The organism is Rhizobium azibense (assembly GCF_004342325.1).
GTDB lineage: Bacteria > Pseudomonadota > Alphaproteobacteria > Rhizobiales > Rhizobiaceae > Rhizobium > Rhizobium etli_B.
Map to the genome: position 1 here is coordinate 47389 of NZ_SMBJ01000011.1, position 16420 is coordinate 63808.

Here is a 16420-nt window from a genome sequence, read left to right on the forward strand (position 1 = left end):
AGAAGGAGCATTCGGTGACGGAAAAAAGGCGCCATCCGATCGGCGGGAACTGGGCAAGCCTTCTTTTGCCGATCGAGGCGGACGACAGCATCAATTTCGCCAAGCTCGGCGAGGAAATCGATATTCTGATCGCAGCCGGCGTCGACGGCATTTATTCGAACGGCACGGCGGGTGAATTCCACAACCAGACCGAAGCGGAATTCGACCGGATCCAGTCCATGCTAGCCAAGCGTTGCACGAAAGCCGCAATGCCCTTCGTCATCGGCGCATGCCAGCCGGATGCGATGATCCAGCTTGACCGCGTTAGGCGTGCAGCCTCCCTTCGGCCGCTGGCCATTCAGGTGATCCTGCCGGACTGGTGGCCGGTTAATGATCTCGAAGCCGCAGATTTCCTGGCGAGGGCATCAAAGGTCGCCGATGGGAGCCCGCTGATCCTTTACAATCCGCCGCATGCCAAACGCGTTCTGACGCCCCGGGAGCTCGCAGGTATCTGCATCCCCTGCCCTGATATCGTTGGCATCAAGCTTTCCGATGGCGGCGCGGACTGGTACGGCGAAGCGCGAAAGCACCTCCAGGAATTCTCGCTCTTCGTACCCGGCCATCACCTGGCGACCGGCATGAGTAAAGGCGTGGCAGCAGGCGCATTTTCCAATGTCGCCTGCCTCAGCCCGCGCGGGGCGCAGCGATGGACCGATCTGATTAGGACCGACCTCGAGGCCGCATTGGAAACGGAAGGCCGGATCTGCCGCTTCATGGACGAACATATCGTCCCTTTCCGCCAGAAGGCCGGTTATTCGAATGCCGCGCTCGATAAACTGCTGAGCGCAATCGGCAATTGGGGACCTGTCGGGACACGTCTGCGGTCACCATACCGCGGCATCGACGAGACGGAGGCGGCACGGCTTCGCCAGATTGCGCGCGATGAGCTGGGCGAGCTATTTTTTGCTTCCTAGAATATCAGTTGCACCTTGCACGCGGCCTGGCGGTCGCCGGCCTGTTCGAAAGCCTCCAAAGCGCGTTCGAGCGGAAAGCTGTGGCTGATGATCGGACGGATGTCGATCTGCCGGCTGGCGATCAATGCCACCGCATCTGCGAATTCGTCGTGAAAGCGTTGCGAACCGTGGATATGCAGTTCCTTGCCGACCAGGGCATTGAGCGGAATGGCGATGTCGCCGGTCACGCCCACCTGCACGATCGTGCCGAAAGGCTTGACCGACGCCATCGCAAAGCGGATTGCCGGTGCTGCCGCAGAGCATTCGAATGCAAGGTCGAAATATCCTTTTGTGGCTTCGTAGGGTGCGAGCGCGTCCTGATCTCTTGCATTGATCGTCTTGTCCGCTCCCATCGCGCTTGCGCGCCCAAGTGCTGCGTCAGCGAGGTCGGTGACGACGATTTCGGCAGCCCGATGATAACGCGCCGCGGCAACGGCAAGGCATCCTATCGGGCCGGCGCCGGTGACCAGCACCTTCTTTCCCGCGATATCGCCCGCACGTGAAGCTGCATGAAGGCAGACGGCGAGCGGTTCGGCACATGCCGCTTCGGCCGCACTGACCTCACCGGAAACGGCGACGCATTGCAGAGCCGGCACGACCAGCCACTGGCGAAACATGCCCTGCTCATGGGGAAGCCGCATGGCGCTTCCCATAAAGCGCATGTCGAGGCAGTGGATCGGCTGCCCACGCTTGCAATAGTCGCACGATCCGCACGGCTGGCTCGGGTTGACGGCGACCAGGGTTCCCTCGGGCAGGGCCACTCCGACGCCCGCCGTCTCGACGAAGCCCGACGCCTCGTGTCCGGGAATGATCGGCTCGCGCACGCGCACCGGCCCAAAGCCGCCGTCCTGGTAGTAATGCAGATCGGAGCCGCAGATCCCTGCAGCGGCCATGCGCAGGAGCACTTCGCCTTCGCCCGGTTCGCGCACCGGGCCTGCCTCGACCCTGAGGTCCCGCGCTCCGTAAAGCCGGGCAAAACGCGTCTGCACAAGCTCGCTCCCCATTACTTCAGCAACCCGAGCTGCTGCGGCAGCCAGAGCGAGACCGACGGGATGAAGGTGATCAGGATCAGTGCGACGAACAGCGGAACCAGCCAGGGCAGGATTGCCATGGTCGTACGCTCGACGGAAAGCTTTGCCACCCGCGAAAGGACGAACAATACCATTCCGAGCGGCGGATGGAGCAACCCGATCATCAAATTGAGCGTCATGATCAGGCCGAACTGCACGGGATCGATCTGGAATTGCGTCACGATCGGCAAAAGGATCGGAACAAGGATGGTGATCGCCGCGATGGTATCCAGGAAGCAGCCGACGAAAAGCATGAGCAGATTGACGAGGATCAGGAAAACCCACTTGTTGTCGGTGATCGAAAGGATCGCCGTCGACAAGAGCTGTGCGGCCTGGCTGACCGTCAAGAGCCAGGCAAAGACCGAGGCCGCAGTCACGATGAAGAGGACCGAGGCGGTGGTCTCGATCGTATCGAAGCTCGCCTTGGCGAGTGTCGAGAGCGTCATGGTGCGGTAGCGCACCAACCCCAGGAAAAGCGACCAGAGGACAGCCGCGACTGCCGCTTCCGTGGGCGTGAACCAGCCCATTGTCATGCCGCCGATGAGAATGACCGGCGTCATCAGGGCCATGACGGCAGAAAAGGAGAAATACCAGTCCAGCGCCAGAAGCGCGGCAAGCGCTATTCCGGTCGACACGTTCATCGACAACCCGGCAAGCATCATGAGGTAGATCGCGACGGGAACGAGCAGCACCACGACGATTTCCAGCGACGCCGACAGAAGCTGCTTGACATCGAAGGGTGCATCCGAACCCCAGCTCCGCGCATAGGCGAATGCGGCAACGGTCACCATCATCAGAACGGTCATGACGATGCCGGGCAGAATGCCGGCCATGAACAGGGCGCCGATCGAGACGTTCGCCATCATGCCGTAGATGACGAAGGGCAGAGACGGCGGGAAGATCGGGCCGAGCGTCGCCGAGGCCGCCGTGACGCCGACGGCTGCTTCAACCGGATAGCCGTGGTCCTTCATCGCCTTGATCTCGATGGTGCCGATCCCGGCGGCATCGGCAAGGGCGGTTCCCGACATGCCGGAGAAGATCACAGAGCCGATGATGTTGACCTGCGCAAGGCCCCCTTTCATCCAGCCGACGAGGGCAACCGCAAACGAATAGATACGCCCGGTCACCCCTGCCGAATTCATCAGGTTGCCGGCGAGAATGAAGAAGGGAACGGCAAGCAGCGGAAAGCTCTCGACGCCGGCGATCATTCGCTGGGCGACGATGATGTCGGGCGCAACGCCGTAGAGGACGATATAGAGCACCGAGGCGGACGCCATCGAGATCGCGACAGGCACGCCGATGACCATCAGCAGGAGAAACGAGCCGACAAGCAGGAGCATGTGATCAATCCTCGATTTTCTGGAATTCCTCGGGCCGCTCCAGAACGGAATAGCCGCGGCGCATATTGGCAACGAAGACCACGATGGCGCGCAGCAGCATCAGGACGAATGCGGCAAAGACGCTGTAGAAAACGATGTTGCGCGGCAGCGCGATGGTCACCATCTCCTCCTCGGCGACGATCTGCACATAGCGCCACATCAGGTAGCAGGCGTAGATAAAGAAGCCGATACGGACGACGTCGACGAAGCTGGCAAGGATCCTTGCCATCGATTGCGGCATGTAGTGGTAGAACACGTCCACCTGGATGTGGCGCGAGGTGCGCACGCACATGACCGAACCGAGGAAGACGACGCCGATCAGGCAGTTGATGGCGATCTCTTCCGTCCAGGCATAGCTGTCGTTCAATACATAGCGCGTGAAGAACTGCAGAAAGACGCAGCCGGTCATGAGCCAGAAGACGATCAGGGTGATCCAGTCCTCCGGGGCATAGTCGGAGGCTTTTGCGGTCGGAGCCGCGCCTTCGAAAGTATGGGCAATCTCGTCGGGAGTGATCTGGGTGTGGACTTCTTGCGACATGGGCAACATCCGTTTTCGCCGGAAGGGAGAATGCGGCGCCCGATGGCGCCGCATCCTTTGCGATTACTGGATAGCGCGGATGGCTTCCCAGTCGGACTTTTCATAGCCGAAATCCTCGAAGGCGACCTTTTCGGCAATGGCCTTCTCGAAGTCGGCCTTGTCGACTTCCGTCACGTTGAGCCCCTTCTCCTTGAAGGTGGCGATGAGGCCTTTTTCCCGTCCTTCGATCGTCTTGGTAGTGCGCTCTGCAGCTTCCCGCATCACGGTCTCGAAGATCGTCTTGTCCTCGGCAGAAAGGCTCGACCACAGGGTCTTGGAAACCACGGTGTTCAGATGATCGACGATATGGCCGGTCAGGATGATGTTTTTCTGAACTTCATAGAACTTCTTCGCCTCAATCGTCGTCAGCGGATTTTCCTGTGCCTCGACCGTGCCGTTTTGAAGCGCAAGATAGACCTCGGCAAAGGCGATCGGCGTCGTGTTTGCGCCGCAGGCGCGCGGCATCGCGAGATAGGCCGGTACGTCGGGAACGCGGATTTTGAGACCCTGCATGTCGGCGCACTTGGCGATCGGCTTGTTCGAGGTCGTCTGGCGCGTGCCGTAATAGCTGACGGCAGTGATATGGTTGCCGGTCTTGTCTTCGTAGCCCTGGGCAAGGCGCTTGAAGACATCGCTCTTGGTGTAGGCGATCAGATGTTCCGGGCCGCGGAAGATATAGGGATAATAGGTGACGCCGATCGGCTTGTAGTCGCGGGCGGCAAAGCTCGAACCGGAAATGATGATATCGACGGTGCCAAGCTTCAGTCCCTGGTTGATGTCGGCTTCCTTGCCGAGCTGTGAAGCGGGATAGACCTCGATCTTGTAGCGGCCGCCGGTGCGCTTGTTGATCTCTTCGGATGCCCAGACCGAATCCGTATGGAAGGGTTCGGACGTTTCATAGACATGGGCCCATTTCAGGACCGTCTGTGCATGCGCGGCGACCGTCGTCGCCATGATGGCGGCTGCAGTGCAAACTATCGTAGCCAGTCTGATCTTCATCGCTCTTTCCTCCCGAGCTTGCGTTAGGTCTCTGCATTCCTGCGGGCCGCAGCGCGGCCTTCTTCGTCGTCCCTGAAAAGCTCCTCCCCGAAGCTTTCGGAAAACCTCTTCTGCGATCTGTCGAGATGCGTCCGCATGGCCTGCTTGGCGGCCTTAGGGTCATTGGCGGCGATCGCATCCTTGATGGCGCGATGTTCCTCCATCGCGCGCGTCCAGGAATCCGGTCCCTCGAAATGGCTCGCCAGCTTCTCGAAATACGGCGTCATGCGCTGATCGTAGATCTCGCCGGTGAAGCGGATGAGCGCGGCATTGCCGACGATGCCGGCGATCGCCGTGTGAAAGGCGCGGTCGATTTCGAGCGCCGCATCGGTATCGTTCACAGCGCTTGCCATCTGCTGCAGATTCTCGTCCAGCACGGCAATGTCGCTTGGCGTTGCGCGCTGCGCAGCCTCCTCGGCAATCGCGCATTCGATGATGGCGCGGGCCTGCAGCAGCTCGAAAGGCCCTTCGAACGGTTCGCGCTCCGGCTGAGCGGGCTGAACGGTGTGCTTGCGCGCCACATATATTCCCGAGCCCATGCGGATATGCACGAGCCCTTCCACTTCCAGCACGATCAATGCTTCGCGAATGGTCGGACGCGAGACTGCCAGCTTTTCGGCGAGTTCGCGCTCCGGCGGAAGGCGCTGGCCGACAGCCAGTTCGCCAGTCGCGATCATCGAGCGGATTTGGTCCGCTACCTGCCTGTAAAGGCGGCGCGATTCAATAGCCGAAAACATCTAGCCTCCCTGGCGCGTTTCTCCTCAAACGCGCAATTGGCCAAGTGGCCTGACCAATTCATCCATTCGTAACACTGATCCTCCTGTGCGTCAATCCGCCGCAAGGAGGGCCTTTATGGACTGAAAGGCGGCTTTAGACCGTAACGTGCGGCAAGCACCGCAAAGGACCGGGCCGTCTCAGGGTCGAGTTCGACACCATTTTTCTCGCGGTCTTCGGCAACTTTCCATTCGCGGTCGCCCGGCGCCATGACGTTCAAGCCGTCGCGGGCCGGCGAATTGCGCAGCGTCTCCAGGTAGTGCGTCATGGCGGCGTCGAAGCGTCGTCTCTCCAGGAAAGCCTCAGGCTTCATCGCCAGCACGAAGGCACCCAGTCCGCGCGGCGTCGAGAAATCCGGACCCGGCATTGGCGCAATGTCGAAGCTCAGCTTCATTCCGGTCAGGACGGCGCTGAGGATTTCGGCGATTCCGGCCAAGCCGGCCCCCTTGAAGCCGAACTCACCGCCAAGCGGTGCCAGCATATCGGCCAGTTCCGGGTCGGTGGTATCGTAGCCGCGGCTATCGGAAGCCGTACCGGCCGGCAAACTCCTGCCAAGGCTCCTGTAAAGCTGCACGCGGTTATAAGGCACGGCGCTGGTGGCCATATCGAAGAGCCAGGGATTGTCGTTGACAACCGGCACTGCACAGGCAATCGGATTTGTGCCGTGAAAGCGCATCGCGCCGTCATGCAGGCGGACAAAACTGTCGGAATTGCAGAACGCAAAACCGATGAAGCCCCGCCGGGCAGCATTGAGCGCATAGGCGCCGGCCGGCCCGAAATGCGAGGAATTGCGGATGGCCACGGCGCCGACGCCATGGCGGGCCGCAAATTCGATCGCATGATCCATCGCCACGTAGGTGGCAAGCCCTCCATGACCATTGTCGGCGTCGAGCACACCGACGGCTCCGAATGCCGAAGAAAGTGCCACTTTCGGCTGCCGGTTGATGCGGCCCTCGATCAGGCCCTTGACGTAGTGCGGCAAAAGCCGGACGCCGTGGCTGTCGATGCCGAGCCGCGTCCCGTGCATCATCGCCCGCGTCGCCCCGTCGCAGGTCGCCTCGTTAGCACCCGCTGCCATGAAGACGGCGCGGCAGAAGCGATCGATGGAAGCAAGCGTCGCCCTTGCAGGCGCAGTCGGATGTTCAGTCGGCATCGGCAAATCACCTTTCACCAGCGCTCGCTGGCTGCCCTTGCGTCGTAACGGGCTCGGGCCGCCAGAATTTCAGCCTGGTTCGATTCCGTCCAGCCCACCAGCGCGCGAATGGTTTCGTGCAAGGTGCAGCCGAGGGGCGTCAGCGCATATTCCACACGCGGCGGCACGACCGGATAGACCGTCCGCTCGATAATTCCGTCGCGTTCGAGGTTGCGCAAGGTGGTCGTCAGCATGCGCTGGCTGATGCCCTCGATGCTGTTGCGCAATTGCGTGAAGCGGAGCGTGCGCTTTTCCAGAAGAGCGATAACCAAAAGCGACCATTTATCGGCGATCCGATCGAGGATCTGCCGTACCTCGCAGCCTTCGCGCACATCCCATTGCAGGACGTCGTAATCCGGCTCGCTGCTGCAAAGGTTACTCGGTGAGTTTAAAGTGCCTTCTTTCATGGGTCGGGAGCATGGCCTAGTTGTTCGATGGTTACAAGAGGGAACTGACTGACGAAAAGTCACTTGCCTCTTCATCGTCAACGAAGGATCATGTTATGTCCACGACCCTTTCATCTTCCCAGGCAGGCGCCGCGCCTATGACGCGGCGTGCCGCAGCGACGCTGATCGTCCTTTGCGGCGCCATCTTTCTCGAGGGCATCGATGTTGCCATGCTCAACATTGCGCTTCCGGCAATCCGGGCCGATCTTGGTCTGACGACAACCACGCTGAGCGGCGTGGTGAGCGCCTATGTGCTGGGCTATGCCGGTTTCATGCTGCTCGGCGGCCGTGCCGCCGACATTTTCGGCAAACGCCGGGTCTTTCTTTCCGCACTTGCCGTCTTCATTGCATTCTCCGGACTGGGCGGCCTTGCGACGGAGGGCTGGATGCTCCTTCTGGCCCGCTTCGTCACCGGCGCGTCCTCGGCATTCATGACACCGGCAGGCCTGGCGCTCGTTGCGACGAACTTTCCGGAGGGTCCGCAGCGCAACCGTGCATTGACCATCTACGCCTCCACCGCTTCCGCCGGTTTCTCGCTCGGGCTCGTTTTGGGCGGGTTGCTTGCTGCAATCGACTGGCGCTGGGTGTTCTTCGCACCCGTGATCATGGCGCTCCTCATCCTTGCCGCCGCGATCAGGCTCATTGCCGACAAGCAGCCTGGAACCACCAGGGAACGTTTCGACATTCCAGGCGCCGTCGTGCTGACGGCAGCAATGCTGCTTGCGGTTCATGGCGTGACCCGCCTCGAACATCTGGACCAGGGCTGGGCATGGACGCTCGGCATGTTCGGCCTGAGCGCGGCCCTGTGGCTTGCCTTCTTGCTGATCGAGCGCCTGTCGGGCGCGCCGCTCATACGTTTTGGAATATTCCGCTCCGGCTCCCTCGTCCGCTCCAACCTCGCAGCGCTGCTGTTTGCCGGCTCGTTCTTCGGCTTCCAGTTTATCGCGACCCTCTATCTCCAGGAACTGCTCGGCTGGACACCCATGCAGACCAGCATGGCGATGCTTGTGATCGGCATCGACGCGGTCGTCGCTCCCATCCTGACGCCCAGGCTTGTCAACCGCTTCGGAAACGACCGCGTTATCTTCGCAGGCCTGCTTCTTGCCGCCGCCTCCTACGCATTGCTGCTGCCGATGGGCCTCGACTGGACATATGCGGCAATCTTCCCAAGCATGCTTTTGCTGGGACTGGCCTTTTCGATCGCCTACAGCCCGCTGACAATCGCCGCCACCGATGGCGTTCATGAAGACGAACAGGGGCTGGCCGGCGGACTGCTCAACACCGCCTTTCAGTTCGGCGCAGCGCTCGGCCTGTCGGGTGCAAGTGCCATCGGAGCCTATGTTCTTGGAGAAGCTACATCTTCCGAAGCCCGGCTGGTATCGCTTCAAACGGCGTTGATCGTCCCGGTCGCAGCCGCCGTGGCTGGCGCGCTGATCGCTGCCACGGGCATCAGGCGCTGCCGCGATCTGTCCTGCGATCAGGCCATGCCATCTTAAGCCCGGAGAATGGCCGCGGCGCCAGTCGCGGCCATCAATCGTATCGCACATCCGTCGAAATCAGGTGGTCCTCCGCGCCATACGCAACGTCGCTTTGGTCAAAGCAAAAAATCTCTTCAAAAGGATGCGGGATCGCATATCGGCAATTGCAGGTACCGGGAAAGTCCACCGGTACTGGCGGGGTTCCAGCTCGCTCGAGGCTCGCAATATCGTGCGCGCCGCAGGTATGAGGCTCTCCCTGGCGGCCATGTTGAATCGCACGTCGTCTCTGCCGGCTAATTCGCCGTAGCCGTTGAGGTACTTCCAGAAGATCTTGCAAGGTTACTGCCAGACGGCTTTTTTCTCCCGATCCGCATAGGTCGTTCGACTGGAATCGAAGCCGCCGCACTTGCTATGCACTGAAGTTTCCAACTGTCGCTGGAGTACATCATATTGAAACAGTAAGAAAGAAATTGCTAAATTTAGAAGAGCTGCATGTTACTCTGCTCAGTGCTCCATGTAATATGAATCGGACGCTGCTGGGCAATTGGCCTCAGCCGATCGCGGTGAATGCCGAAGGGCGGATTTCTGGCAGAAAATACGATGGACGAGGTTTTGACATGGTTGAACGCGCTCGGCCTTGGTCGGCTGGGGGACGCGTTTGTCCAGGCACAGATTGATTTCGACACGCTTCGTCTCTTGTCCGACGATGACCTCAAGGAGCTCGGCATCCCACTCGGTCCGCGCCGAAAAATCCTCTCCGCAATCGCACAGCTGGACGAAGCCCGCGAACCGCATCAACGGCCGATGGTGCCCGTGGAGCGAAGGCCGCTGACCATCCTGTTCTGTGACATGGTCGGCTCGACGGAATATGCCGCGCGCCTCGATCCAGAAGACTTCAGCAAGCTGACGCAGACCTATCTCAGCCGATGCGCCGCACTCGTGAAGGCACATGGCGGGTTCACAGCCAACTATATCGGCGACGCGCTGCAGGCATTGTTCGGTTATCCCACGGCCGAAGAGGATGACGCCGAACGTGCAATCAGGCTCGGCTTCAGCCTCATACAGGCGATGCCGCAGATTGAAACGCCTGACGGATCCCGATTGGAGATCCGCATCGGGATTGCAAGCGGGCTTGTGGTTGTCGGCGATTTCGCTGGAGCACCCGCCGGAGTGTCGACTGTCGCCTTCGGACCGGTGCCAAACCTCGCCCAGCGGCTGCAGGCATTGGCCGCCCCTCAGACAATTCTTGCCGACCAGAAGACCCGCGACGCCGCCAATGGAGCCTTCGATTTTGTCGAACTCGGTGCGAAGTCGTTGAAGGGGTTCGGCGATCCGGTGCGAATCTGGCGCATCGACAAGGCGCGAACGCTGGAAAACCGGTTCGCAAAAAGGACCCACCTGACGAAGCTTGTCGGCAGGCGGGCAGAACTCGACCGGTTGCGTGAGCTTGCAGAAGGTATTGCGGCTGAAAAGAGCGGACGGGCGATCCTGGTCTCGGGTGAAGCGGGCATCGGCAAGTCGCGGCTGATTTTCGAGGCGCGCTCACGCGCTGCGCACTTCAAAGCCTTGACGCTTCAATGTGCGCCTGCCTATTCCAACAGTGCCTTGTATCCGTTTCTGGATCTCTTGAAGCGTCATGCGGGGATCAACGATGCCGCGCCGGCAAAGGCGAACGCGGAACTGTTGGAAGCGACCCTTTCCTCCTGCGATATTCTTCTTTCCCAAACGCTGCCGGTGTTTTCGCGACTGCTTGCAATCGAGCATACGGTTTATTCATTGCCGGACATGACATCGAAAGAGCAGCAGACGATCGTGCGCCGCTTTTTCGTCGAATGGCTGCAGGGCATGTCGCAGACAGATCCGCTTTGGCTGACGATCGAGGACGAACAGTGGATCGACCCCTCCTCAGGCGACGTGCTGAAGGCGCTGATCGATGAAGTGCGGTTTTCGCCCATGCTGATCGTCGTTACCTCGCGCGAGGCAATGCTGCAGGCGCCCGCGAAAAATCCGTCCCTGCTTGGGCTCCGGCTGAAGCGGCTGACCCGCTTCGAAGCCCAGGCGCTTTGCCGCGTGCTGGCAGCCGGCAGCGCCATGACCGATGACGCCAGCGATTTCGTTCTCGCCAGGGCCGAAGGAGTGCCGCTCTACGTCGAGGAACTGTGCCGCGCGGTCGCCGACGGCCATGCTGCCTCCATATTGAAGGAAGGACCGGATGCTGCAGCGGACATACCGGTAACATTGCAGTCTTTCCTGCTCTCGCGCCTCGACAAGCTGGGGACCGGAAAGATGATTGCGCAAATGGCCGCTGTCATCGGCAGAGTGTTCAACATCGGGCTGCTTGCGCATCTTTCAGGGCTGTCCGAAGAGGCTCTGGTTTCGATCCTGGATCGCCTGATCCAGGCCGGTCTGATCGCGCCGCAACCGGCGATCAACTGGCCGAGCTACAGTTTTACCCATGCACTTCTGCAAGAGGCAGCCCAGGCTACCCTCCTGCGCGATCGCCGCCGACAATTGCATCATCTTGTCGCCGAAGGGATTGAAAAGCTCTATCCAAGACAGGCCGCCGAGCACCCCGAAGTCCTTGCGCAACATCTCGCTGCGGCCGGACTCTACCAACGGGCAGCCGATTGCTGGCTCACCGCCGGCCTCAAGACGGGCGCCACCTGGGCGAAGGTCGAGGCCGCCAATATGTTCGCAAACGGCCTGGAGTGCCTCCAAAAATTGCCGCCATCGCCCGAACGGGACCAAAAATGCCTCAAGCTCGAGCTCGAGCGCGGCGATGTGCTTTATGCCACGTTCGGCCATGTCACGCCCGAAGGGAGCGCGGCCTATCGCAATGTCATGTCCTTGAGCGAAAGTCTCGGCGATCCGGAAGCGGCTATCCGCGCGCTCGACGGGCTCTTTGGTACCGCCTTGAATTCGGCGAGATTCGCCGATGCGGAATGGGCAAGCGACCAGCTGCTCGATATGGGGCGCCAGAAACAGAATTTGAAAGCCCTCGTCCTCGGCATGCAATTCAAGGGCATGTGCCTCTTTTCGCAGGGCAGGCTCGAAGAGGCCCGGCGATATCTGGAGGAGGCTCTCGCTTACCGCTCGAAAGCAGATGAGGTCGGCAGCGATTTTCCGAACATGACGATGATCTACCTGTCATGGGCACTGCATCTGCTTGGACATCACGAGCGAGCAATCATGCTTTATCGCGAGGCCGAGGAGGATGCCCGCCACCAATCCGCTTACCGATTGGCTGCCTGGCTTGGAAACGGCTGTGTTCTGATGGCCCTGCGCAAGGACGTGGCCGCCTTGCAGGCAATGGTGGACGAGTTGGGCCCGCTGGCCAAGGCGAACGGCTTTCAGCTATGGGCGAACCTTGCATCGTTCTTTCAGGGCTGGGCGATGGTTCATGCCCATCACGACGGCCGGGGCCTGCAGCAGATGCGCGCCACCTGCGACAACCTCGGGGAGCAGCAGATAGACAAGCCCTGCTATCTCGGCCTTCTGGCAGAAGCAAACCTCGCGCTCGGCGAATTCGAAGGCGCCGCCGGCGTGGTCGACGAGGCGCTGGCACTGACCAGGAAGACCGGTGAACATTATTTTACTGCGGAACTGCTTCGACTTGGCGGCGTGGCCGGCCTCTACCTTAAAGGCGATGCCCACGCTGCCGAGCGCGCGTTTCGCAAGTCGGCAGCCTTTGCCCAAAAGCAGGGCGCAAAGACCTGGGAATTGAAGGCGACGCAAAGCCTTGCTGAACTTTATCGCTCAACCGGCCGCAAAACGAGAGTGAAACGGCGCCTCGACGCCATTACCGGATGGTTCGAAGGGCAGAATAAAACGGCGCGCATGTAATCTCCAGCTTGCGTTTGCAGCCATCATTCGCCGTTCCGCGCGAAGCGCCGCGCGTTCAAGCCCTTACCGATTGCGTTTTGACCGAGGTCGTCTTTGACGCAGTTATCCTACCCCTTCCGGGAGGCATGTTCTGGCTTTCCTTTGGTCTTGGTCGCGGCAAACTCCTCGAGCTGTTTCTCGCTCATGGATTCGACCATCTGCTTGGAAGCCCCCTTGAGTTCGCTTTTCGGTGTTTCGCCTCGCTTTGCGGAGAGGGCTGCTCCAGCCGCCTTCTGCTGTGCTTTGGATTTTGCTGGCATGTCGGTTCTCCTTTCCACGCTCAACTCGTGCCGAAAAGGATAGTTCCTGAGCCAGTGCCAAGTGCACCGGAGGAGCAGCTTGCTGACGCCGGCTTGGACGCTCGCGGAAACGTTTTACGGACGTTTTGGCTTGCCGCTTTGAGCTGCGGCGAGAATGGCGTCGATGAGGCGGTGAACCTTCAGTGCCTCGCGCCCGTTGACGCACGGCTCGCGGTTATCCTCAACGGCATCGAGAAAATCGGCAAGCACGGAGCGATGATGGTCGTGCGGGAAGGCCATGGGATCGGCGCCGGCACCGCCTGCTGCTTCGTCTTCGATTGAGATTTCGGTTCCATCGTGAAAGGACGCGGCAAGATGTCGCCCGTCAAGGCGGGCCATGCCGCGCGTGCCGATGACGTCGATCTCGTCCGGATAACCGGGGTAGGCACAGGTGGTGGCGCTGACCGTGCCTATTGCTCCGCTTGTAAAGCGAATGGCCGCCATCGCCAGATCCTCCGTCTCCATGCGGTGCACCTTGCTGGTTGCCGTATAGGCTCTGACCTCGTCTGGAAGGCCGGCGATTGAAACAAGAAGGTCAAGTGTGTGGATGGCCTGGGTGAGAAGCACGCCGCCGCCATCGCGAGCCCGCGTGCCGCGCCCCGGCTGGTCATAATAGCTTTGAGGCCGCCAGTTGTGGAGACGCGCCGAAGCACTGACGATCTCGCCGAGACGGCCTTCATGGATCAGTGCGGCAAGTGCAACACTGACCGCACGAAAGCGGTGCTGAAGCACGATGCCAAGCTTTATGCCGGCATGCTCCGTCACCTCGACCAGCGCCCTCGCCCGCTCCTGTGTGATCTCCAGCGGCTTTTCGAGAAGCACATGCTTGTTTGCTTCGGCTGCCCGCCGCACCAGCTCAAGGTGCGTATTGGGCGGCGTCAGGATCATGACCGCGGCTATCGACGGGTCGCAGAATATTGCCTCGGCGTCCTCGCAAGTCGCAAAACCGTAAGTTTCCGAAAATGCTTGCCGACTGGCAGGCGTCGGACTGAAGGCGGCAGCGACTTCCACCCTGTCCTTGAGATCGAGCAGTCCTTTGGCATGCGGCGCTGCTGCCATGCCGAGACCGATCAAACCGACGCGCAATTTTGCCATCTCAGTCTCCCCGCAGCCCTTGTGTGCATGCATAAAGGAATGCCCGCAACGACCTCATTGTCAATGTCTCGAGCAAACGCGTGTCCATCGTCTTCTGCCAGTTTCGATCCCCGCCCTGGCGATGAGAAACCGGCGAAGCAACGCGGAAATTCATCATACAAGTACGTAGCTTTTGTATGTTGACATTACACCTTGCTGGTTCTAGCCATAGAGGGCCGGTTGGAGGAGCGGCAAGAATGAGGGGGTTCACCGATCCAAATCGAGACGAGCGCACGAGCCTCTTTGGTGAGGGTGGAGCGTGCGCCATCGTGATCCCAATGGGACGCGATATCGTCATGTCTCAATCGACCTCTTCCATTCCCGCGCAGTTTTCTCGATCGTGCCGGACCACCAGCGTCCGGAGGAGGGCCAAAGCTTGCTGGCCTTTTTTGTCGGCACGCAAAAAAGCGTACGGTCTCTGAAAATTAATCGTCATGCAAAACGGGAGGAGAGCATGAAAAACTTTGTTAAACTGGCGGCGGGCCTTATGGTTGCCGCCTCATTCATGAGCGCGGCCAGCGCTCAAACAGTGCTGAAATCGTCCGATACTCATCCGGACGGCTATCCGACCGTCGAGGGCGTCAAGTATTTCGGCGAGCTGGTCAAGGAGCGCACGCAGGGCCGCTATGCGATCGAAGTGTATCATTCCGCCCAGCTCGGCGAGGAGAAGGACACCATCGAGCAGGTGCGTTCGGGCGTGATCGAGCTGAACCGCATCTCGATGGCGCCGTTCAACGGGACGGTGAAGGAAACCATCGTGCCGGCGCTGCCCTACGTGTTCCGTTCGGAAGAGCACATGCACAAGGTCATGGACGGCGCGATTGGCGACCAGATTAAGAAGGCGTTCGAACCGGTCGGCCTCGTCGTTCTGGCGTATTATGACGCCGGCGCGCGGTCGTTCTATAACAAGACGAAGCCGATCAGCACGGTCGCCGACATGAAGGGTCTGAAGTTCCGCGTTATCCAGTCCGACATCTTCGTCGACATGGTGGCGGCGCTGGGCGCCAACGCCACGCCGATGCCCTATGGTGAGGTCTACTCGGCGATCGAAACGGGCGTCATCGACGGCGCGGAAAACAACTTCCCGAGCTACGACACCGCCAAGCACGCCGAAGTAGCGAAGAACTACTCGCTCGACGAGCACACCATCCTGCCGGAGGTGTTCGTCATGAACAAGGCTGCGTTCGACAAACTGACGCCTGAGGATCAGGAGATCTTCAAGCAGGCGGCGAAGGACAGCGTCGCCAAGCAGCGCGAACTGTGGTCGGCCAAGGTCGCTGAATCTCGCGCCAATGTCGAAAAGCTCGGTGCAAAGATCACCACGCCGGAAAAGCAGGGCTTCATCGACGCCATGGCCCCGGTTTACGCGAAGCACGTCAAAGACGACGTGCTGAAGAAGATGGTCGAGGATGTGAAGGCGGTGCAGTAGCCGCATCGTGCCTTCCTTTTGTGCGGGAAGCCGACGTGAGCAACCGGGGTGGGTACTTACTCCACCCCGGTTCATCTGCCGTCTCGCGCATGTCTTCATCGTCCTCCCGACAAGGGAGAGTGAACGCCCAATTCGACGAGGTCCTTTATGTCGAATAGCCTGACACCCGCTGTCAATTTGCTGACGCGCCTCAGCAACGCTGCCCTGTGGCTCGCCGGCGCCGGCCTGGTGCTGATGACGGCCTTCGTCGCCTGGCAGGTATTTTGCCGCTACGTGCTGAACGATTCGCCGAGTTGGACGGAGCCGGGCTCCGTCATGCTGATGAGTTGGTTCATCTTCCTCGGCGCTGCCGTGGGCATCCGGGAAAACAACCATCTGGGTTTCGACGTGCTGCTCTACGTATTGCCGAAATCAGGCAAGCGCGTCCTGCGCATGATTTCGGACGTGGTCATTCTCGCCTTCGGCGCCGGCATGATCTGGTACGGCGGTGCGCTTATGAAGCTCACCTGGAACACCACCTTGCCCTCGCTGGGTATTTCCGGCGCGTTCGACTACCTGCCGCTTGCCGGCGGGGGTGTGCTTGCCGTGATCTTCTCGCTGGAGCGCATCGTGCTCCGCCTCGCCGGCGAACCGATCGACGAGGCACTGGATGAGGTCTTGCCGGCAGAGATCGCCGTCGAGATCGAAAACATCAACGCTGACCCGAACGTCAAATTGAAAGTGTAGTGCG

The 16420-nt window shown here is 60.4% G+C and carries 14 protein-coding genes; 5 read left to right on the plus strand and 9 right to left on the minus strand.

Translation table 11 applies throughout. The annotated features are described in order from the left end of the window. Positions 1-14: 14 nt before the first annotated feature. Positions 15-953: a dihydrodipicolinate synthase family protein gene (locus tag EV130_RS25130; protein WP_245520104.1), complete on the plus strand. Its 939-nt coding sequence runs from the start codon at positions 15-17 to the stop codon at positions 951-953. Here EV130_RS25130 and EV130_RS25135 read toward each other — a convergent pair. The 7 genes from EV130_RS25135 to EV130_RS25165 form a co-directional block, all read right to left on the minus strand. Further along, positions 950-1981 (minus strand): L-idonate 5-dehydrogenase, encoded by a 1032-nt coding sequence (locus EV130_RS25135; protein WP_132661925.1) that lies wholly within the window; start codon positions 1979-1981, stop codon positions 950-952. The genes EV130_RS25130 and EV130_RS25135 overlap by 4 nt on opposite strands. A 14-nt stretch (positions 1982-1995) precedes the next feature. Beyond that, a complete protein-coding gene (locus EV130_RS25140; RefSeq protein ID WP_074062128.1) occupies positions 1996-3402 on the minus strand; it encodes a TRAP transporter large permease in 1407 nt (468 codons plus the stop codon). Between the two features lie 4 nt (positions 3403-3406). Continuing rightward, complete coding sequence (locus tag EV130_RS25145; protein ID WP_074063269.1) at positions 3407-3979, minus strand: TRAP transporter small permease; 573 nt, start codon at positions 3977-3979, stop codon at positions 3407-3409. A gap of 63 nt (positions 3980-4042) precedes the next feature. Continuing rightward, on the minus strand, positions 4043-5017 hold the full coding sequence (locus EV130_RS25150; RefSeq protein WP_132661927.1) for a sialic acid TRAP transporter substrate-binding protein SiaP: 975 nt from the start codon (positions 5015-5017) through the stop codon (positions 4043-4045). A gap of 23 nt (positions 5018-5040) precedes the next feature. Next, on the minus strand, positions 5041-5793 hold the full coding sequence (locus EV130_RS25155; protein ID WP_132661929.1) for a FadR/GntR family transcriptional regulator: 753 nt from the start codon (positions 5791-5793) through the stop codon (positions 5041-5043). Positions 5794-5906: 113 nt separating this feature from the next. Next, positions 5907-6983, minus strand: a complete 1077-nt coding sequence (locus EV130_RS25160) for an Ldh family oxidoreductase (RefSeq protein WP_132661931.1) — start codon at positions 6981-6983, stop codon at positions 5907-5909. 14 nt (positions 6984-6997) lie between these two features. Further along, complete coding sequence (locus tag EV130_RS25165; RefSeq protein ID WP_132553822.1) at positions 6998-7429, minus strand: winged helix-turn-helix transcriptional regulator; 432 nt, start codon at positions 7427-7429, stop codon at positions 6998-7000. A gap of 95 nt (positions 7430-7524) precedes the next feature. Between EV130_RS25165 and EV130_RS25170 the strand changes: the two genes are divergently transcribed. Together EV130_RS25170 and EV130_RS25175 are read left to right on the plus strand one after the other, a co-directional pair. Next, positions 7525-8964, plus strand: coding sequence for an MFS transporter (locus EV130_RS25170; protein ID WP_207900904.1), 1440 nt, complete (start codon positions 7525-7527; stop codon positions 8962-8964). Between the two features lie 582 nt (positions 8965-9546). Then, entirely contained in the window at positions 9547-12789 is a 3243-nt protein-coding gene (locus tag EV130_RS25175) for an AAA family ATPase (RefSeq protein WP_132661933.1), read from the plus strand. Between the two features lie 107 nt (positions 12790-12896). Here the strand turns inward: EV130_RS25175 and EV130_RS25180 are convergent, their stop codons facing one another. Together EV130_RS25180 and EV130_RS25185 are read right to left on the minus strand one after the other, a co-directional pair. Next, on the minus strand, positions 12897-13088 hold the full coding sequence (locus EV130_RS25180; protein ID WP_074062135.1) for a DUF3008 family protein: 192 nt from the start codon (positions 13086-13088) through the stop codon (positions 12897-12899). 114 nt (positions 13089-13202) lie between these two features. Then, a complete protein-coding gene (locus EV130_RS25185; RefSeq protein WP_132553826.1) occupies positions 13203-14222 on the minus strand; it encodes a Gfo/Idh/MocA family protein in 1020 nt (339 codons plus the stop codon). Between the two features lie 493 nt (positions 14223-14715). On the opposite strand from EV130_RS25185, the gene EV130_RS25190 reads away from it, so the two are divergent. Further along, positions 14716-15690 (plus strand): TRAP transporter substrate-binding protein, encoded by a 975-nt coding sequence (locus EV130_RS25190; RefSeq protein WP_132662155.1) that lies wholly within the window; start codon positions 14716-14718, stop codon positions 15688-15690. Positions 15691-15837: 147 nt separating this feature from the next. Further along, complete coding sequence (locus EV130_RS25195; RefSeq protein WP_074062138.1) at positions 15838-16416, plus strand: TRAP transporter small permease; 579 nt, start codon at positions 15838-15840, stop codon at positions 16414-16416. Positions 16417-16420: the final 4 nt, after the last annotated feature.